Below are 19,074 nucleotides of genomic sequence, written 5' to 3' on the forward strand. Positions count from 1 at the left end.
TAACTGCCGCCGACTATCTACTTGAACCGCCGCTCCACACCTTTCTCCACCAGAATCTTCGCCGAAATCTCTTCCACGGAGAAATGCGTGGAATTGATGTGGGGAATGTTCTCGCGTCGGAACAGATTCTCCACCTCGCGCACTTCGAACTCGCACTGCGCGTAGCTCGAATAACGGCTATTGGGCTTGCGTTCGTTGCGGATCGCGGTGAGGCGGTCCGGATCGATGGTCAGGCCGAACAGCTTGTGCTGATGGGCGCGCAGGGCGGTCGGCAGTTGCAGGCGCTCCATGTCGTCTTCGGTCAGCGGGTAATTGGCCGCACGGATACCGAATTGCATGGCCATGTACAAACACGTCGGTGTTTTGCCGCATCGCGACACGCCTACTAGTATCAGATCAGCTTTGTCGTAATAGTGCGTGCGGGCGCCATCGTCATTGTCGAGGGCGAAGTTCACGGCCTCGATGCGCTCCATGTAATTGGAGTTGTGGCCGATGGAGTGGGATTTGCCGACGGTGTAGGAAGAATGCTCGGTCAGCTCCTGTTCAAGGGGCGCCAGGAAGGTCGAGAAAATGTCGATCATGAAACCATTCGACGTTGCGAGAATCTCACGAATGTCCTGATTGACAATGGTGTCGAAAATAATCGGACGAAAACCATCGTTTTCGGCGGCTTTGTTGATTTGTTGTACCATGGCCCGCGCTTTATCAGCGTCGTCGATGTACGGTCGTATGATTTTGCTGAAGGTAATGTTTTCGAACTGCGCCAACAGGCTTTGGCCGAGGGTTTCGGCGGTAATACCCGTGCCATCGGAGATAAAGAAAGCAGATCGTTTCATTTGCACCTTGGGCCTTAAGCTAGTATCGATTCTTGGATATAGTAGGCGCGATTTGTCGGCCGGCAATGGCCCGCATTCTCACTTATTTTCCAGGTCCAGGCCATACAGCCGGCAAAGGCTCCCCCGAGTCGCCGGCTTCTGAGCTTTTCCAACACAGTTAGTGGAGAGATCACCTTGGTAGAGTACGTAGTTTCCCTCGATAAGCTCGGCGTCCATGATGTAGAGCATGTGGGGGGCAAGAACGCATCCCTGGGCGAGATGATCAGTAACCTTGCAGGTGCCGGTGTATCGGTACCCGGTGGCTTTGCCACGACAGCTCAGGCTTATCGTGATTTTCTGGAACTGAGCGGCCTGAACGATCAGATCCACGCCGCCCTCGACGCCCTGGACGTCGATGATGTAAATGCCCTGGCCAAGACCGGCGCCCAGATCCGTCAATGGATCATGGAAGCCGAGTTCCCCGAGAAACTCAACGCCGAGATCCGCACCGCGTTCGCCACTCTGTCGGCCGGCAACCCTGACATGGCCGTGGCCGTGCGCTCTTCCGCTACCGCCGAAGATCTGCCGGACGCTTCCTTCGCCGGTCAGCAGGAAACCTTCCTGAACATCCGTGGTGTCGAAAACGTCATTCGCGCCGCCAAAGAGGTGTTCGCCTCACTGTTCAACGACCGCGCCATTTCCTACCGCGTCCACCAGGGCTTCGACCACAAACTGGTGGCCCTGTCGGCCGGTGTGCAGCGCATGGTCCGCTCCGAAACCGGCACCGCCGGCGTGATGTTCACCCTCGATACCGAATCGGGCTTCCGTGACGTGGTGTTCATCACCGGCGCCTACGGCCTGGGTGAAACCGTCGTACAAGGCGCGGTGAACCCGGATGAGTTCTACGTCCACAAAGGCACGCTGGAAGCCGGTCGCCCGGCCATCCTGCGTCGCAACCTGGGCAGCAAAGCCATCAAGATGATCTACGGCGACGAAGCCAAGGCTGGTAAATCGGTCAAGACCATCGACGTGGACAAGGCCGATCGGGCACGTTTCTGCCTGACCGACGCCGAAGTCAGCGAGCTGGCCAAGCAGGCGATGATCATCGAGAAGCACTACAAGTGCCCGATGGACATCGAATGGGCCAAAGACGGCGACGACGGCAAGCTCTACATCGTGCAGGCCCGTCCGGAAACCGTGAAGAGCCGCACCCAGGCCAACGTCATGGAACGTTACCTGTTGAAAGAAACCGGCACCGTGCTGGTGGAAGGTCGCGCCATCGGCCAGCGCATCGGCGCCGGCAAGGTGCGGATCATCAAGGACGTGTCCGAGATGGACAAAGTCCAGCCGGGCGACGTTCTGGTTTCCGACATGACCGACCCGGACTGGGAACCGGTCATGAAGCGCGCCAGCGCCATCGTCACCAACCGTGGTGGCCGTACCTGCCACGCGGCGATCATCGCTCGCGAGCTGGGCATCCCGGCCGTGGTCGGTTGCGGCAACGCCACCCAGCTGTTGAAAGACGGCCAGGGCGTGACCGTTTCCTGCGCTGAAGGCGACACCGGTTACATCTTCGAAGGCGAACTGGGCTTCGACATCAAGAAAAACTCCGTGGATGCCATGCCGGAGCTGCCGTTCAAGATCATGATGAACGTCGGCAACCCGGACCGCGCCTTCGACTTCGCGCAGCTGCCGAACGCCGGTGTGGGCCTGGCCCGTCTGGAATTCATCATCAACCGCATGATCGGCGTGCACCCCAAGGCGCTGTTGAACTACGGCGGCCTGCCGCAGGAAATCAAGGACAGCGTCGACAAGCGCATTGCCGGTTACAACGACCCGGTCGGCTTCTATGTCGACAAACTGGTCGAAGGCATCAGCACCCTGGCGGCAGCGTTCTGGCCGAAAAAGGTCATCGTGCGTCTGTCGGACTTCAAGTCCAACGAATACGCGAACCTGATCGGCGGCAAACTCTACGAGCCGGAAGAAGAAAACCCGATGCTGGGCTTCCGTGGCGCTTCGCGTTACATCAGCGAATCGTTCCGTGACTGCTTCGAGCTCGAATGCCGCGCCCTCAAGCGCGTGCGTAACGAGATGGGCCTGACCAACGTTGAAATCATGGTGCCGTTCGTCCGTACCCTGGGCGAAGCGAGCCAGGTGGTCGATCTGCTGGCTGAAAACGGTCTGGCCCGTGGCGACAACGGTCTGCGCGTGATCATGATGTGCGAACTGCCGTCCAACGCGATCCTGGCTGAAGAGTTCCTCGAGTTCTTCGACGGTTTCTCCATCGGCTCCAACGACCTGACCCAGCTCACCCTGGGCCTGGACCGTGACTCCGGGATCATCGCGCACCTGTTCGACGAGCGTAACCCTGCAGTCAAGAAGCTGCTGGCCAACGCCATTGCCGCGTGCAACAAGGCCGGCAAGTACATCGGCATCTGCGGTCAGGGCCCTTCGGACCACCCGGACCTGGCCAAGTGGCTGATGGAGCAGGGCATCGAAAGCGTTTCGCTGAACCCCGATTCCGTATTGGAAACCTGGTTCTTCCTGGCTGAAGGTCAGGCTTCGGCCTGATTCGTGAATGAAGCCTCGGTCAAGTGGCCGAGGCTTTAAGGTTCAAGTAGGGCGGGCTCCGTTGGATGCCGCCCTTTTTTGTGCAAGAGCATATGCAAAGTAGCAGCAACCTATTTCCTGTCGCCCTGATCAGCGCCGAGCGGCGCGGTGATCTGAGCGAAGATGTCTATCGTTTGAAACCCGGCAACAGCCCCGACGGCACCGTCGAACTGGCTGTGACGCGCCTGGGCATGGCCGATGAGCCGGCGGTGCGTGGCGTGCCGGTGATTCTGTTGCACGGCAGCTTTTCCAATCGGCGGTTCTGGTTCTCTCCCAAAGGTTTGGGCCTGGGCGCTTACCTGACGCGTCTGGGATTCGATGTGTGGATTCCGGAAATGCGCGGTCACGGCCTGTCTCAGCGCAACCAGAACTATCGCCAGAACAGCGTCGCCGATTATGCGCGGTACGATTTGCCGGCCATTGGCGCGTTCGTGCGCGAGCAAAGCGGCCAGATCCCACACTGGATCGGCCATTCGTTGGGCGGCATTACTTTGGCTGCGGCATTGGGCGGCCAGTACCTGGGCGAGCCCGTCGTGGCTTCTGCGGCGTTTTTCGGTACGCAGGTCAGTCGTACCTACTGGCCGTTGAAGTTTCCACCGGTGGAATGGAGCGGGCGCTTCATTCTCAAGCGTTTTGCCCAACTGTCGGGCTCACGCCTCAAACGCGGCCCGGAGGACGAGCCGATAGGCCTGGCCCTGGAAAGCATGCGTTGGTACGGGCTGTTCGGCCGTTTCGGCGATGCCGACAAAGACTGGTGGGCGGGTTTGGCCGAGGTGCAGTTGCCGGTGCTGGCCGTGAGCGCCGCGGGCGATCATCAGGACCCGACCTGGGCCTGCCATAAGCTGTTCGATCAAGTCGGCTCCGAGCACAAGCAGTTCATCACCCTTGGCCGCGAGCAAGGCTTTGGCGATAATTTCGGTCACGTGGAAATGCTGGTCAGCAAGGCTGCACAGACTGAAGTCTGGCCGTTGGTAGCGCGCTGGCTGACGGATCAACAGACGCCTTTGCTGGGTGAAAAGCCGGATTTGGCCACAGCGATTTGAGCTTGATGCTCTAACAAGGGCATTTCTCTCTGGTCGGCTTGCGGCTAATATGTGACGCATTGAGCGGATCTGGTCACTTTGAGTGACTGATACGGCCGCTGTGTTCGTGCGATCGGAGCGATTTGCAACCGTCCAGCCTTGGCCCGAGTATGCTGCATACTCGATTGTCTTCCTTGTTACAGGAGTTTCTCGATGAACCATTACCTCACGCCTGACCTGTGCGACGCCTATCCGGAGCTGGTGCAGGTGCTGGAACCGATGTTCAGCAATTTTGGTGGCCGTGATTCTTTCGGCGGCGAAATCGTGACCATCAAATGTTTCGAAGATAACTCGCTGGTCAAGGAGCAAGTCGAGCTCAAGGGCAACGGCAAGGTGCTGGTGGTCGACGGTGGTGGTTCCCTGCGCCGCGCATTGATGGGCGACATGCTGGCCGAGAAAGCCGCGAGCAACGGTTGGGAAGGGCTGGTGATCTACGGTTGCATCCGCGACGTCGACGTCATCGCGCAAACCGATCTGGGGGTTCAGGCCCTGGCCAGTCACCCGATGAAAACCGACAGGCGCGGTGTTGGCGATCTCAACGTTGCCGTGACCTTCGCGGGCGTGACCTTTCACCCGGGCCACTACGTTTATGCGGATAACAACGGCGTGATCATCTCGCCAAGCCCGCTGAAAATGCCTGAATAAGCGCTGTCGGCTTTTTGTTTCAAGAATAGGGGTGAGGATGTTCGAGGAAGAAAACGCGCAGTGGGGGCTGGTACATGCCCTGGTGCTGGACGGTAAAGGCGGTGCGCGTTCGATAGCCCGGACTGAACTCGATGACTTGCAGCTGCAGGCCCATGAAAGCCTGTGGCTGCACTGGGATCGCAGTCACCCGCAAACCCAGACCTGGCTGCGTAAATCCAGCGGGCTGAGTGAATTTAGTTGCGACTTGTTGCTGGAAGAAAACACCCGACCGCGTCTTTTGCCGCTGCCGGACTCTGAACTGCTGCTGTTTCTGCGCGGGGTCAACCTGAACCCGGGCGCGGAGCCGGAAGACATGGTCTCGGTGCGGATCTTCGGTTCGGCCCAGCGGGTTATTTCCCTGCGTTTGCGGCCGTTGCGCGCCACTGAAGAGTTGTTGGTACAACTGGCCGACGGCAAAGGGCCGAGAAGCGCTTCCGAGCTGATCCTGTATATGGCGCAATACCTCACTCACAAAGTGCAGGATCTGGTCGGCGACCTCTCGGAAGTTGTCGATGAGGAAGAAGAAAAGCTGGATGCCGACGAACGGTATACACCTGAGCATGGGGCTGTTTTGCAGATCCGCCGCAGGGCCGCTGGACTGAAGCGTTTTCTGGCGCCGCAGCGGGATATTTTCGGTCAGCTGACGCGGATAAAACTGCCATGGTTCTGCGAAGACGATGGCGATTACTGGAACGAATTGAACAACAGCCTGACCCGTTACCTCGAGGAGCTGGAATTGACCCGGGAGCGCGTGGGGCTGGTCCTGGAGGCTGAAGACCGGCGTTTGAGCGTGCGCATGAACCGCACGATGTACCGCTTCGGGATCATCACCGGGATCTTTTTGCCGATGAGTTTTCTGACCGGTCTTTTGGGCATCAACGTCGGCGGTATTCCGTTCTCTGCCAGCCCCTACGGCTTTCTGATCGCCTGCCTGTTGATGGTCTTGGTGGCGCTGGGGCAGTGGTGGTTATTCCGACGTTTGCGCTGGGTCTGATGATGAGCCATGTGACCCGAGCAAATTTGATCGCGTCTTTCACAGATATCACGAGAGGTGCGTATGCACGATCCGTTTGAACAGTCTTTGCGTGACATGCTCAAAGCTTCGCCGTCCAGTCGTGACGACGATGCGTGCCTGGGTCGCGTGCTCAAAACTGCCAACCGCCAGGTCGGTGCCGGCGATCTGTTCAGCCTGCTGGGCCGTTGGCTGCCCGCGCTGATGATCGCCCTGAATAACGGATCGGCCCATGTCGCGCCGGTTTCTCGTCTGCGTAAACCTACCGCTCGCACTGCTGATAAGGCTGATTGAATATGGAACTTGATCTCTGGACTCAGAGCCTCGTCACTGCAATGACTGCGTTGTGGACCAAAGTTGCGAACTTCATTCCGAACCTGTTTGGCGCACTGGTTGTGCTGCTGCTGGGTTTTGTCGTGGCCAAGCTGCTGGACACGCTGCTCTCAAAATTGCTCGCCAAATTGGGCCTTGATCGCCTGATGGGCGGCACCGGACTGACCAAGTTGCTGTCCCGCGCCGGCCTCCAGGTGCCTATTTCGACGCTGATCGGCAAAATTGTCTATTGGTTCGTCCTGCTGATTTTTCTGGTTTCTGCCGCAGAATCCCTTGGGCTTGAGCGAGTTTCGGCTACGCTGGACATGCTGGCGCTGTATGTGCCGAAAGTATTCGGCGCGGCGCTGGTGCTGCTGGTAGGTGTCTTGCTGGCGCAACTGGCCAATGGGCTGGTGCGTGGCGCGGCAGAGGGCGTGGGGCTGGATTACGCCGCGGGCCTGGGGCGGATTGCCCAGGGCCTGGTGATCATCATCAGTATTTCGGTTGCGATCAGCCAGTTGGAGGTCAAGACAGACCTGCTCAACCACGTGATTGTGATCGTCTTGATTACCGTTGGTCTGGCGGTTGCGCTGGCCATGGGGTTGGGAAGCCGGGAAATTGCCGGTCAGATTCTTGCGGGAATCTATGTGCGTGAGTTGTATCAGGTTGGGCAACAAGTGCGTGTTGGCGAGGTCGAAGGTCAGATCGAAGAGATCGGCACGGTGAAAACCACGGTGCTGACCGACGAGGGTGAGCTAGTCTCTCTCTCGAATCGGATTCTCCTGGAGCAGCATGTGAGTAGCCGCTAACCCGGCAAATCCTGCTAATGTATGCCGCCGCAAATTGCCCTGAAGGGCTGCGGCGGACATTGACCTGACTGTCGGCCAGACTTGTTTTGAATAAAGCTCAATCGCTCTCCACGCGCTACGACCCCCGCGAGCTCTCTGATGAGGAGTTGGTCGCGCGCTCGCACTCCGAGCTGTTTCACGTAACGCGCGCCTATGAAGAACTGATGCGGCGTTACCAGCGAACATTATTTAACGTTTGTGCACGATATCTGGGGAACGATCGTGATGCAGACGATGTCTGTCAGGAAGTGATGTTGAAGGTGCTGTACGGCCTGAAGAACTTCGAGGGCAAATCGAAGTTCAAAACGTGGCTCTACAGCATTACGTACAACGAGTGCATCACACAGTATCGGAAGGAACGGCGTAAGCGTCGCTTGATGGACGCTTTGAGTCTGGACCCCCTCGAGGAAGCGTCTGAAGAAAAGGCGCCGAAACCCGAGGAGAAGGGCGGACTTGATCGCTGGCTGGTGTATGTGAACCCGATTGACCGTGAAATTCTGGTGCTACGTTTTGTCGCAGAGCTGGAGTTTCAGGAGATCGCAGACATCATGCACATGGGTTTGAGTGCGACAAAAATGCGGTACAAGCGCGCTCTAGACAAATTGCGTGAGAAATTTGCAGGCATTGCTGAAACTTAGTTCGGCGCAAATATCTCTTACGTGTAGGCAAGTTCTGATAGACTTGCCGCCGAGTTGTCCCCCGGTTTGCGGGACTGCTTCACAATCACCAGATGGGGATTTAACGGATGAAACTGAAAAACACCTTGGGCTTGGCCATTGGTTCTCTTATTGCCGCTACTTCGTTCGGCGCGCTGGCACAAGGCCAAGGCGCAGTTGAAATCGAAGGCTTCGCCAAGAAAGAACAGTACGATAGCGATCGTAACTTCAAGAACAACGGCAACCTGTTCGGCGGTTCGGTTGGTTACTTCCTGACCGACGACGTAGAACTGCGTCTGGCCTACGACGAAGTGCACAACGTACGTGCAGATGATGGTCGCAACGTAAAGGGCGCTGATACCGCTCTGGACGCTCTGTACCACTTCAACAACCCAGGCGACATGATCCGTCCATACGTTTCTGCCGGTTTCTCGGACCAGAGCATTGGCCAGAACGGTTCGGGTCGTAACCGCTCCACTTTCGCCAACGTTGGCGGCGGTGCCAAGCTGTACTTCACTGAAAACTTCTACGCCCGTGCTGGCGTTGAAGCTCAGTACAACATCGACCAGGGCGACACCGAGTGGGCTCCTAGCGTCGGTATCGGTGTGAACTTCGGTGGCGGCTCCAAGCCTGCTGCTGCTCCAGTTCCAGCACCGGCTGAAGTATGCTCCGACAGCGACAACGATGGCGTTTGCGACAACGTTGACAAGTGCCCAGACACCCCAGCCAACGTAACTGTTGACGCTGATGGCTGCCCGGCAGTTGCTGAAGTTGTTCGTGTTGAGCTGGACGTGAAATTCGACTTCAACAAGTCGGTAGTCAAGCCTAACAGCTACGGCGACATCAAAAACCTGGCTGACTTCATGAAGCAGTACCCATCCACCACTACTGTTGTTGAAGGTCACACTGACTCCGTCGGTCCTGACGCTTACAACCAGAAACTGTCCGAGCGTCGTGCAAACGCCGTTAAGCAAGTTCTGACCAACCAGTACGGTGTTCAGTCGTCCCGCGTTCAGTCTGTTGGCTACGGCGAATCCCGCCCAGTTGCTGACAACGCCACTGAAGCTGGCCGTGCTGTAAACCGTCGCGTAGAAGCGAAGGTTGAAGCTCAAGCTAAGTAATTAGCTCGCAGCTCTGGAAAAGCCCGGCTTAGGCCGGGCTTTTCTTTGTCTGCGATTTGATGAAGGGTTGGGTCAGGCAAGTTCAGGCTGATTGATCGACCGCCATCGCGGGCAAGCCACGCTCCCACAGAGATGACGTTGCACGGGCTGCCACATCTCCAATCACCAAAATGGCTGGGCTTTTCAATTCAAAGGCGCAGGCATCGTCTTCCATGGCTGTCAGATCGCTCCGACATTCCCGTTGGTGCGGCAGCGAAGCATTTTCGATCATCGCCACGGGCGTATTAGCGGCCATGCCACCAGCCAGCAGTTGCTCGCGGATTTCACTGAGTTTCGCCACGCCCATGTAGACCACCAGCGTGGTGCCGCCTTGAGCCAGGGCCTGCCAGTTCAGGCTGCTGTCATCCTGAGTGTGCGCCGTGACCAGTGTCACGCCCCGCGCGACGCCCCGGAGCGTCAGCGGAATATCGCATTGGGTCGCGCCGGCAAGGCCAGCGGTGATGCCATTAACCAGTTCAACCTCGACCCCTCGTTCACGCAACCATTGCGCCTCTTCACCGCCGCGCCCGAAGATGCACGGATCGCCACCCTTGAGCCGCACCACGCATTTGCCGTGGCGGGTGTAACGCAACATCAGGCGATGTATGAAAGCTTGAGGCGTGGAGCGACAGCCGCCGCGCTTGCCCACAGGAATAATTCGCGCGCTCGGGCAATGCTCCAGCACCACTGGATTGACCAAATCGTCGATCAACACCACGTCCGCTTCGCGCAGCGCGCGAACCGCCTTGAGGGTCAGCAATTCCGGATCGCCGGGACCCGCACCCACTAGCCAGACTTTTGCGCTCATAGTGTTTTCCTCACGAGGTGACGGCGACTGGCTGCGCAGTGGCGGCCAGCAAACGCTTGATTTCCGGGACGCAGGAGCCGCATTGCGTGCCGCAGCCCAATTCTTGTTTCAAACCCTGCAAGTCCAGGCCACGGCTGATGCCGGCACAGACTGCGCTCTGGCTGACGTTCATGCAGTTGCACAGGGTTTTGCTGCCGGACGCCGGGGCGGCAGCGTTGCCTGGTGGCGCACTCAACGGTGCCAGCAGCCAGCGGCGCAGCTGTTCGTCGGCGCGACCTTCGAGCCACAGGCTTTGCAGCCAGTGTTGGGCGAGTGTTTCGCCGGCCAGGCGAATCGCGGTGATCCGGCCGTTCTCGATACGCACCCGTTTACCAATCGAACGCCGGGGATCGTCGTAGGCCAATACCGGGCCGTCGTTGAGACCCAGGCATTGATCGATATCACGCAACAACTGCGGCTCCGGCGCGGTGGCGCTGGCGGCGCGTATCAGCAGCGCAGGGCGTTCACGGCCAGCCAGGCTGAGGCTGGCGTAGGAAAACGCCTCGCAGAGTGGTCGCAACGTCTCCAAGTGTTGTTGAACATCGCCTTCGATGAGAGCGAAAAGCTGCCAGGGCAAATTCACAGGCTCGAGTCGCACACCGCTGTGTTTGAGTTCCGGTTGTTTCGACAACGGATCGAAGGCGGGAAGGGTGAGGGTATTCACGCCGCCCTTGAGAAAACGGTCGCCCCAATGCATCGGCAGGAAAGCCTGGCCTGGACGTACGCTGTCGTCGCTGCTGACCGGCAGGATCACCGCGCCCCGGCGACTTTTCAGATTGATCAGGTCGCCAGGTTGCAGGCGGTGCCGACGCAGTTCATCCGGGTGCAGGCTCAACACGGCTTCGCTGACATGGCCGAACAGCTGCGCGGCGGTGCCGGTGCGGCTCATGCCGTGCCATTGATCGCGCAGGCGGCCGGTGATCAGGGTCAGCGGGAAGCGCGCATCGCGTTGTTCCTTGGCGGCGCGATACGGGTCGGTCACGAACTGTGCACGCCCGCTGGCGGTCGGGAAAACCCCGTCGAGGTACAACCGCGCCGTGCCTTCGCGGGCACCGGCGGGAAAGGGCCATTGCTGTGGACCGAGCTGGTCGATCAACTCATGACTGATCCCGGACAGGTCGAGGTCGCGGCCGCGGGTCAGTTGTTTGTATTCGTCGAAAACCTGTGCCGGGGTTTCAAAGGCAAACAGACTGGTGGCTCCGGGACGCAGATGTTTTTCCAGGCGCTGTGCGAAATCCACGGTGATCGCCCAGTCGGAACGCGCTTCACCGGGTGCGCCGATGGCTCGGCGGACGTGGGAAATGCGCCGCTCGGAGTTGGTGACCGTGCCGTCCTTTTCACCCCAACTGGCGGCGGGCAGCAGCAGGTCGGCGAACGCGGCGGTTTCGGTGGTATGGAAGGCTTCCTGCAACACCACGAACGGGCAGGTTTGCAGTGCCTCGCGCACCGCAGTCTGGTCCGGCATTGACTGAGCAGGGTTGGTGCAGGCGATCCACAGGGCTTTGATCTTGCCGCCGCGCATCTGCTCGAACAGTTCGATGGCCGTGAGCCCGGTGTTTTCGGGCAGTTGATCGACGCCCCAGTAGGCGGCTACTTGCGCGCGGTGTTCGGCATTGGCCGCTTCGCGATGGCCTGGCAGCAGGTTCGACAAGCTGCCGGTTTCCCGACCGCCCATGGCATTCGGCTGACCGGTCAGCGAGAAGGGTCCTGCGCCGGGCCGACCGATTTGCCCGGTAGCCAAGTGCAGGTTGATCAGCGCGCTGTTCTTCGCGCTGCCGGCGGTGGACTGATTCAGCCCCATGCACCACAGCGACAGGAAGCTCGGTGAAGTGCCGACCCATTCCGCGCATTGCTGCAGTTGCTCGATGCTGATGCCACAGAGCTGTGAAACCATTGCCGGGGTGTAATCGCGCACCAGTTTTTTCAGTTCGGCCAGGCCTTCGGTGTGGGCCTTGATGAAGTCGCGGTCGATCCAGTCTTCCCACAGCAGCAGGTGCAAAATCCCATGGAACAACGCGACATCGGTACCGGGCAGAATCGCCAGGTGCAGGTCAGCCAGATCGCAGGTGTCGGTGCGCCGTGGGTCGATGACGATGACTTTCATCTGCGGACGGCGGGATTTGGCTTCTTCCAGGCGACGAAACAGGATCGGGTGGGCGTAGGCCATGTTGCTGCCGACGATCATCACGCAGTCGCTCAATTCCAGGTCTTCGTAGTTGCAGGGCGGGGCGTCGGCACCGAGGCTGCGCTTGTAGCCGACCACTGCTGAAGACATGCACAGCCGTGAATTGCTGTCGATGTTGTTGGTGCCCACCAGCGCTCGCGCCAGTTTGTTGAAGGCGTAGTAATCCTCGGTCAGCAATTGCCCGGAGATATAGAACGCGACGCTGTCGGGGCCGTGTTCGGCGATGGTCTTGGCGAAGACACTGGCGGCGTGATCGAGGGCGCTGTCCCAATCGGTGCGGCTGCGGGCCAGGGCCTTGCCCAGGCGCAGTTGCGGGTATAAGGCCCGGACCGTCAGGTCGCCGGTCAGATGCAAGGTCGAACCTTTACTGCACAATTTGCCGAAGTTGGCCGGGTGCGCCGGATCGCCGCTGACGCCGAAAATGCGCTCGCCGTCGTGCTCGATCAGCACGCCGCAGCCGACCCCGCAGTAGCAGCAGGTGGAGGCGGTGATTTGGCGGTCCATCAGCTTGCTTCCCGCAGGGCCAGCAACACCCGGCCATTCTCGACCCGTGCCGAGTGATGGTGGGCGCAGCCGATATCGGGAGCCTGGGCCTCGCCGGTTTCCAGGTCGATCTGCCAGTTGTGCAGCGGACAGGCGACCCGTTTGCCGTAGATCAAGCCCTGGGACAGCGGCCCGCCCTTGTGCGGGCAGCGGTCGTCGAGGGCGAAAACCTCATCGTCGCTTGTACGAAAAATCGCGATGTCGCCTTTCGGGCCGGCGATGATCCGCGAGCCAAGGGTGTTGATCTCTTCCAGTGCGCAGATATCCAGCCAGTTCATACCGACACCTCCAGGTTCTTCACGGGAATGACCTCGAATTCTTTTTTCAGCAGTGGTTGCTCGAGGCGTTCCTTCCACGGGTCCTGTTCGAACGACAGGGAGAATTGCAGGCGTTCGTTCAATGCCTTGCGCCGTACCGGGTCTTCCAGCACGGCTTTCTTGATGTGCTCCATGCCGACCCGTTGCAGGTAATGCACGGTGCGCTCGAGGTAGAAGGCTTCTTCGCGGTACAGCTGCAGGAACGCGCCGTTGTATTCGCGCACTTCTTCGGCGGTTTTCAGCTTGACGAAGAATTCCGCGACTTCGGTCTTGATCCCGCCGTTGCCACCGATGTACATCTCCCAGCCGGAATCCACGCCGATAATTCCGACGTCCTTGATTCCCGCTTCCGAGCAGTTGCGTGGGCAACCGGAGACGGCCAGTTTCACTTTGTGCGGCGACCACATGTTGAACAGGTCATGCTCAAGCTCAATGCCCAGTTGCGTGGAGTTCTGGGTGCCGAAGCGGCAGAACTCACTGCCGACACAGGTTTTCACGGTGCGGATGGATTTGCCGTAGGCGTGGCCGGATGGCATGTCGAGATCCTTCCAGACGCCCGGCAGGTCCTGCTTCTTGATCCCCAGCAGGTCGATGCGCTGGCCGCCGGTGACCTTGACCATTGGCACGTTGTATTTGTCGGCCACGTCGGCAATGCGCCGCAGTTCTGAAGGATTGGTCACACCGCCCCACATCCGCGGGACTACAGAGTAAGTGCCGTCTTTCTGAATGTTGGCGTGGGCACGCTCGTTGATCAGGCGCGATTGCGGATCGTCCTTGGCCTCGCCCGGCCAGGTGGAAATCAAGTAGTAGTTGAGCGCCGGGCGGCAGGTGGCACAGCCGTTCGGGGTGCGCCAGTTCAGGTAACTCATGGTGCCGGCGATGGTCAGCAGGTGCTGGTCGCGGATTGCCTGGCGGATTTGCCCGTGGTTGAGGTCGCTGCAACCGCAGATGGCTTTTTCGCTTTTCGGTTTGACGTCTGCCGCACCGCCCACGGTGTTGATCAAGATCTGTTCGACGAGGCCGGCGCAGGAGCCGCAGGAGCTGGCGGCCTTGGTGTGTTTTTTCACGTCGTCGACGCTGAACAGCCCATGTTCCTGAATGGCTTTGACGATGGTGCCTTTGCATACGCCATTGCAGCCGCAGACTTCGGCGGTGTCGGCCATGCTCATGGCTTTGTCCTGGCCTTGATGTCCTACGTCGCCCAAAGCGTTTTCGCCAAACATCAGGTGATCGCGGATCTCACCGATAGCGTGATTCTCACGAATCTGCCGGAAATACCAACCGCCATCCGCCGTATCGCCGTACAGACAAGCCCCGACCAGCACGTCATCCTTGATCACCAGTTTTTTGTACACGCCGCCGATCGGGTCGGAGAGGGTGATGGTTTCGGTGCCTTCGCCGCCCATGAAGTCGCCGGCGGAGAACAGGTCGATGCCGGTGACTTTCAATTTGGTCGACGTCACCGAGCCCTTGTAGGTGGCGAAGCCCAGTTGGGCGAGGTGGTTGGCGCACACCTTGGCTTGTTCGAACAGCGGCGCGACCAGGCCGTAGGCGGTGCCGCGGTGGCTGGCGCATTCGCCGATGGCGTACACCCGAGGGTCGTAGGTTTGCATTGTGTCGTTGACCAGAATCCCGCGGCTGCAAGGGATGCCGGCTTTTTCCGCCAGTTCGGTGTTGGGGCGAATGCCGGCGGCCATTACCACCAGGTCGGCGGGGATGATGTCACCGTTCTTGAACTGCACCGAGCCGACCCGGCCATTGCCGGCGTCGTGCAAGGCCTGGGTCTGTTCGCACAAGCGGAAATGCAGGCCGCGGGCTTCCAGGGCGGTTTGCAGGAGTTGGCCGCTGGTTTTGTCCAGTTGGCGCTCCAGCAGCCATTCGCCGATGTGCACCACGGTGACGTGCATGCTCCGCAGCATCAGGCCGTTGGCGGCTTCAAGGCCCAGCAGGCCGCCACCGATGACCACGGCGTGCTTGTGGGTCTTGGCGGTGTCGATCATCACCTGGGTGTCGGCGATGTCGCGGTAGCCGATCACGCCCTGCAAGGTATTGCCGGGGATCGGCAGGATGAACGGGGTCGAGCCGGTGGCAATCAGCAGGCGGTCGTATTCAGCCTCAGTGCCGTCTTCGGCGATGACCCGGCGTTTGACCCGGTCGATCTCCACCACTTTGCGGTTGAGCAGCAGCTTGATGTTGTTTTCCAGGTACCAGTCCAGATCGTTGAGCACGATCTCTTCGAACGTCTGTTCGCCGGCCAGCACGGGGGACAGCAGGATGCGGTTGTAGTTGGTATGCGGTTCGGCGCCGAAGACCGTGATGTCGTACAGCTCATTACTCAGCTTGAGCAGTTCTTCCAGGGTACGAACCCCGGCCATGCCGTTGCCGATCATCACCAGTTTTAGTTTTTTCATCAGGTTCTCCGGGGAGCTCGGGCCTGCCTCATCAGGGCATTCAGGCCTTGCTCGACAAAATTTTGCGCAAACAAAAAAAGGCGTCCCGCTAGTTAACTAGCGAGGACGCCTTTGTCCTTGTCCCGTTCTCTCGGGCAGCGCAGCCTTCTACGTTGAAGGCCGGGCTTTATGTATGTTGGGAAAGGTAATGCAGTGGTTGTGCCAAGTCCCGCAAGGGCCGGATTTATGGGCTCTCACCGTGGAAGGAGTGGGTTGGCGTGCACCGGTTCAAGGCGCGATGCGCGGTTTTGAAGCAGAAAAATCAAAAGATCGCAGCCTGCGGCAGTTCCTGCAGGAGATCGTGGGCACCCGTAGGAGCTGCCGCAGGCTGCGATCTTTTGATCTTTTAACCGTGAAACAACAAAAACAGCAGCACCAGATTCACCAGTAACGACACCAGCGCCAACGTCCGCCAAACCTTCAACGGTTCGCGCTCCAGCAACGGCCTGGGGCGCACGCTCAAACTGCGTCGTTCTCCCTGTTCCAGCAGCAACAACCATTCTTCGGCCGTTTCAAAGCGCTGATCCGGGGCTACCGCCACCGCGCGCTCCAGACTTTGTGCGATCCATTCCGGCAGGTCGGGTCGGTAGCGACTGGCGCTGACAGGTACGCCGAACCGCGGACGCTGGAACGCTTCGATTTCGCCGTAGGGATAATGCCCGGTGAGCAGGTAATACAAGGTCACGCCGACTGCATACAAATCCTGTTGTGGTGTCGGCGGATCGCCGCGAAACGCTTCCGGCGCGATATAGCTGGGCGTTCCAGGCAGGGCGAAGGCTTGATCTTCGGACAGCCCGGGACAGTAGGCGAGGCCGAAATCCAGCAGACGCAACTCGCCGTCGTCCCCCAGCAGCAGGTTCTCCGGTTTGATATCGCGATGCAGGATCTGCCGTCGATGGAGGATGCCGACGGCCCGCAGCAAGCGTTCGGCCAGGTCCTGCCATTGCGCCAGTGGCAGCGTTGTGACGCGTTCATGCAACTCAGCCAGGGTCGACCCGGAATATTCACGCATCACGTAGTACAAATGCTGACGCTGACTGGCGGCATGGACTTCAGGGAAATGCCGACCGGCCACGCGCTTGAGAAACCATTCCTCCGATAACAATGCCTGCCCGGCCTGGTGATCGTCACGCAGAGCACCGGGCAAGGTTTTCAGTAGCCAGGGCTGTTGTTGTGCGTCGCGCACCCGGTAGAGCAGCGATTGCTGGCTCTGGCCGAGGACCCCTTCGATCTGCCAGCCTTCGAAGGTCTGGCCCGGTTTCAGTGCAGGTGGGAGCGGCCATTGCTGCAAATGAATCAGCGCATCGCCAATGCTGGTTTCGCCGAGGGCATCGACTCGTACCAGTAGAGCACTGGCATTGTCTTGACTGCCGGCCAGGTGCGCTGCGCTGACCAGGGTCTGCGCGGCACTGTTCAGGTCAGGTTGATCGCGCAGAATCGCTGCGATGGCGGTGTCGCCCAGCACGGCCCAGATGCCGTCGCTGAGCAGCACGAAACTCTCGTTCAGGCGCAGTTCGCCATCCAGAAAATCCAGCACCAGATGTTGATCCAGCCCCAGGGCCCGCTTGAGCACATGCTGCATGCCCGGCTGGTCCCAGACGTGATCCTCGCTCACCCGTTGCAAGGTGTCGGCGTGCCAGCGGTAAACCCGGCAATCGCCGACATGCGCCAAAGTGAAACGCCTGCCGCGCATCACCAAGGCACTGACCGTGGTCAGCAGCGGTTGCCCGCCGCCGTTGGCCTGCAACCAGCGGTTTTGCGCCAGTAGCAGGCGATCCAGAGCCTGGGCGACACCCCAGGTTTCCGGGGTGGCGTAGTAGTCCAGTGCCAGCGCCTGCAAGGTCGAACGGGCCGCGAGACCGCCATCGGCGCATTGGCTGACGCCGTCGGCGATGGCGAACAGGTAACCCTTGCTCGCCGCCAGTGCCGGGGCCGGAGTGACCAGGCGCAGAGCGTCCTGGTTCTCTTCGCGAGGCCCGATGGCGCTGGCTTCGGCAAAACTCAGTTGCAGGCTCATTCAGCCCTCACACTCGAGCAGCGGTGACGGCTGCCGAACCCCAAGTGGTTCTCCAGCGACGTTTCACCCCGTGCAGACCGAACCAGGCGAGTACGCCGAGGCTGGCGAACAACCACAAGGCCATTTGATAGCTGCCGGTACTTTGCTTGATCGCGCCCATGCCGGCCGCCAGTGCGAAGCCACCAATGCCGCCGGCCATGCCGATCAAACCGGTCATCACACCAATCTCCCGACGAAAACGCTGCGGCACCAACTGGAATACTGCACCGTTACCTGCACCTAAACCGAGCATAGTGCAGACGAAAAGCGCCAACGCTGCGTAGGAACTCGGCAGATTGAAACCCACGGTCGCAATGCAGATCGCTGCCACGGTGTACATCGCCAACAGGGTGCGAATCCCGCCGAAGCGATCCGCCAGCGCGCCGCCCAACGGACGCATCAGGCTGCCACCGAATACACACGCCGCGGTGTAGTAACCGGCAGTTACCGGGCTCAGGCCGTACTGGTCGTTGAAGTAGCCGGGCAGGGCGCTGGCCAGACCGATGAAACCGCCGAAGGTCACGCTGTAGAAAAACATGAACCACCAGCTGTCGCGGTCACCCAGGGCCTTGAGGTAGTCGGCCATGGATTTGGCTTTCGGCCGTTCAGGGGCATTTTTGGCCAGCCAGGCGAAGACGACCAGGGTCAGGATCAGCGGGATCAGGGCGAAGCCGAACACGTTGCTCCAGCCAAACGCGGCAGCCAGCACCGGGGCGATCAGGGCGGCGAGCACGGTCCCCGAGTTACCGGCACCGGCGATGCCCATGGCTTTGCCTTGGTGCTGCGGCGGATACCATTGCGAGGCCAGTGGCAGGGCGACGGCGAAGGACGCACCGGCCATGCCGAGGAACAGGCCCAGCAACAGTGCCTGCTCGTAACTGTGGATGCCGACTTTCCAGGCGACGAACAGGGCGCTGATGACGATTATCTGGCCGATGATCCCGGCGGTTTTTGGCGACAGGCGATCAGCCAGCAGGCCCATCGCAAAGCGCAGTATGGCGCCGGCCAGAATCGGCGTGGCCACCACCAGCCCGCGCTGTTGGGTGGTCAGGTGCAGGTCAGCGGCGATCTGCACCGCCAGAGGGCCGAGCAGGTACCAGACCATGAAGCTCAGATCGAAATAGAGGAAGGCTGCGAACAGTGTCGGGGTATGGCCGGATTTCCAGAAGCTTGAATTCATCGCGCACCTCAGCTGTCAGGCGTATCAAGAAGGAGTCATGAGCTTGCAGGTGGGGCGCCGCAACGGCCGCACCACCAGCCCCGGTCTCTGGGGCCAAAACGTAAAAACGCCGCTACCTGATTCGCAAAAGGGGGCGAATGAGGTGAGCGACGTCTTTGTCGTAGGTGGGGCAACCGCCGTTGGTTACCTTGCAGGGATTACTTAGCGAGATCTGTGCCAACAAGGGAGACCGAGTTGTCGCCATTCGCGGGCAAGCCTCGCTCCTACAGGTTTTGTGCCGTTTACAACATCTGAACTCACCACAAAACCCGTAGGAG

General features: G+C 59.8%; 15 protein-coding genes. 8 read left to right on the plus strand and 7 right to left on the minus strand.

Going from position 1 to position 19,074, the window contains the following annotated elements:
* Nucleotides 1-17: 17 nt before the first annotated feature.
* On the minus strand, nt 18-836 hold the full coding sequence (gene ppsR, locus AC1RO5_RS20610; RefSeq protein WP_019648260.1) for a posphoenolpyruvate synthetase regulatory kinase/phosphorylase PpsR: 819 nt from the start codon (nt 834-836) through the stop codon (nt 18-20).
* 174 nt (nt 837-1,010) lie between these two features.
* Here ppsR and ppsA point away from each other — a divergent pair, with 174 nt between their 5' ends.
* From ppsA to AC1RO5_RS20650, 8 genes are all read left to right on the plus strand, one after another.
* Entirely contained in the window at nt 1,011-3,386 is a 2,376-nt protein-coding gene (ppsA, locus tag AC1RO5_RS20615) for a phosphoenolpyruvate synthase (protein ID WP_007940630.1), read from the plus strand.
* A 92-nt stretch (nt 3,387-3,478) separates the two neighbouring features.
* Nucleotides 3,479-4,468, plus strand: a complete 990-nt coding sequence (locus AC1RO5_RS20620) for an alpha/beta fold hydrolase (RefSeq protein WP_493177290.1) — start codon at nt 3,479-3,481, stop codon at nt 4,466-4,468.
* Nucleotides 4,469-4,660: 192 nt separating this feature from the next.
* Nucleotides 4,661-5,152, plus strand: coding sequence for a ribonuclease E activity regulator RraA (gene rraA, locus AC1RO5_RS20625; RefSeq protein ID WP_493177292.1), 492 nt, complete (start codon nt 4,661-4,663; stop codon nt 5,150-5,152).
* 37 nt (nt 5,153-5,189) lie between these two features.
* A complete protein-coding gene (locus AC1RO5_RS20630) occupies nt 5,190-6,185 on the plus strand; it encodes a zinc transporter ZntB (protein WP_493177294.1) in 996 nt (331 codons plus the stop codon).
* 63 nt (nt 6,186-6,248) lie between these two features.
* Nucleotides 6,249-6,497 carry a hypothetical protein gene (locus AC1RO5_RS20635; protein ID WP_007940635.1) on the plus strand — a complete coding sequence of 83 codons (249 nt, stop codon included), beginning with the start codon at nt 6,249-6,251 and terminating at the stop codon, nt 6,495-6,497.
* Nucleotides 6,498-6,499: 2 nt separating this feature from the next.
* Nucleotides 6,500-7,324, plus strand: a complete 825-nt coding sequence (locus AC1RO5_RS20640) for a mechanosensitive ion channel family protein (protein WP_007940637.1) — start codon at nt 6,500-6,502, stop codon at nt 7,322-7,324.
* A gap of 86 nt (nt 7,325-7,410) precedes the next feature.
* Nucleotides 7,411-8,001 carry an RNA polymerase sigma factor SigX gene (sigX, locus tag AC1RO5_RS20645; RefSeq protein WP_026331741.1) on the plus strand — a complete coding sequence of 197 codons (591 nt, stop codon included), beginning with the start codon at nt 7,411-7,413 and terminating at the stop codon, nt 7,999-8,001.
* Nucleotides 8,002-8,108: 107 nt separating this feature from the next.
* The gene (locus AC1RO5_RS20650; protein ID WP_305411728.1) at nt 8,109-9,140 is read left to right on the plus strand and encodes an OmpA family protein; all 1,032 of its coding nucleotides are present in this window, start codon (nt 8,109-8,111) and stop codon (nt 9,138-9,140) included.
* A gap of 82 nt (nt 9,141-9,222) precedes the next feature.
* On the opposite strand, the gene cobA is transcribed toward AC1RO5_RS20650, so the two are convergent.
* The 6 genes from cobA to AC1RO5_RS20680 form a co-directional block, all read right to left on the minus strand.
* The gene (gene cobA / locus AC1RO5_RS20655) at nt 9,223-9,987 is read right to left on the minus strand and encodes a uroporphyrinogen-III C-methyltransferase (protein WP_493177296.1); all 765 of its coding nucleotides are present in this window, start codon (nt 9,985-9,987) and stop codon (nt 9,223-9,225) included.
* 10 nt (nt 9,988-9,997) lie between these two features.
* Nucleotides 9,998-12,715 carry a nitrate reductase gene (locus AC1RO5_RS20660; protein WP_493177298.1) on the minus strand — a complete coding sequence of 906 codons (2,718 nt, stop codon included), beginning with the start codon at nt 12,713-12,715 and terminating at the stop codon, nt 9,998-10,000.
* A complete protein-coding gene (nirD, locus tag AC1RO5_RS20665) occupies nt 12,715-13,032 on the minus strand; it encodes a nitrite reductase small subunit NirD (RefSeq protein WP_007902067.1) in 318 nt (105 codons plus the stop codon). Before nirD ends, AC1RO5_RS20660 begins: the two co-directional genes overlap by 1 nt.
* A complete protein-coding gene (gene nirB, locus AC1RO5_RS20670; RefSeq protein WP_493177300.1) occupies nt 13,029-15,482 on the minus strand; it encodes a nitrite reductase large subunit NirB in 2,454 nt (817 codons plus the stop codon). The genes nirD and nirB overlap by 4 nt, the downstream gene beginning before the upstream one ends.
* A gap of 385 nt (nt 15,483-15,867) precedes the next feature.
* The gene (locus tag AC1RO5_RS20675; protein WP_493177302.1) at nt 15,868-17,538 is read right to left on the minus strand and encodes a bifunctional protein-serine/threonine kinase/phosphatase; all 1,671 of its coding nucleotides are present in this window, start codon (nt 17,536-17,538) and stop codon (nt 15,868-15,870) included.
* Between the two features lie 7 nt (nt 17,539-17,545).
* Nucleotides 17,546-18,757 carry a nitrate/nitrite transporter gene (locus tag AC1RO5_RS20680; RefSeq protein ID WP_493177304.1) on the minus strand — a complete coding sequence of 404 codons (1,212 nt, stop codon included), beginning with the start codon at nt 18,755-18,757 and terminating at the stop codon, nt 17,546-17,548.
* Nucleotides 18,758-19,074: the final 317 nt, after the last annotated feature.

Source organism: Pseudomonas sp. GW822-FHT02G04, from assembly GCF_058802085.1.

Bases quoted from the DNA above. Each gene is read 5' to 3' on its own strand.
- ppsR (WP_019648260.1), bottom strand. From the start codon at position 836: ATGAAACGATCTGCTTTCTTTATCTCCGATGGCACGGGTATTACCGCC.
- AC1RO5_RS20620 (WP_493177290.1), top strand. From the start codon at position 3,479: ATGCAAAGTAGCAGCAACCTATTTCCTGTCGCCCTGATCAGCGCCGAG.
- rraA (WP_493177292.1), top strand. From the start codon at position 4,661: ATGAACCATTACCTCACGCCTGACCTGTGCGACGCCTATCCGGAGCTG.
- AC1RO5_RS20630 (WP_493177294.1), top strand. From the start codon at position 5,190: ATGTTCGAGGAAGAAAACGCGCAGTGGGGGCTGGTACATGCCCTGGTG.
- AC1RO5_RS20635 (WP_007940635.1), top strand. From the start codon at position 6,249: ATGCACGATCCGTTTGAACAGTCTTTGCGTGACATGCTCAAAGCTTCG.
- AC1RO5_RS20640 (WP_007940637.1), top strand. From the start codon at position 6,500: ATGGAACTTGATCTCTGGACTCAGAGCCTCGTCACTGCAATGACTGCG.
- AC1RO5_RS20650 (WP_305411728.1), top strand. From the start codon at position 8,109: ATGAAACTGAAAAACACCTTGGGCTTGGCCATTGGTTCTCTTATTGCC.
- cobA (WP_493177296.1), bottom strand. From the start codon at position 9,987: ATGAGCGCAAAAGTCTGGCTAGTGGGTGCGGGTCCCGGCGATCCGGAA.
- AC1RO5_RS20660 (WP_493177298.1), bottom strand. From the start codon at position 12,715: ATGGACCGCCAAATCACCGCCTCCACCTGCTGCTACTGCGGGGTCGGC.
- nirD (WP_007902067.1), bottom strand. From the start codon at position 13,032: ATGAACTGGCTGGATATCTGCGCACTGGAAGAGATCAACACCCTTGGC.
- nirB (WP_493177300.1), bottom strand. From the start codon at position 15,482: ATGAAAAAACTAAAACTGGTGATGATCGGCAACGGCATGGCCGGGGTT.
- AC1RO5_RS20675 (WP_493177302.1), bottom strand. From the start codon at position 17,538: ATGAGCCTGCAACTGAGTTTTGCCGAAGCCAGCGCCATCGGGCCTCGC.
- AC1RO5_RS20680 (WP_493177304.1), bottom strand. From the start codon at position 18,757: ATGAATTCAAGCTTCTGGAAATCCGGCCATACCCCGACACTGTTCGCA.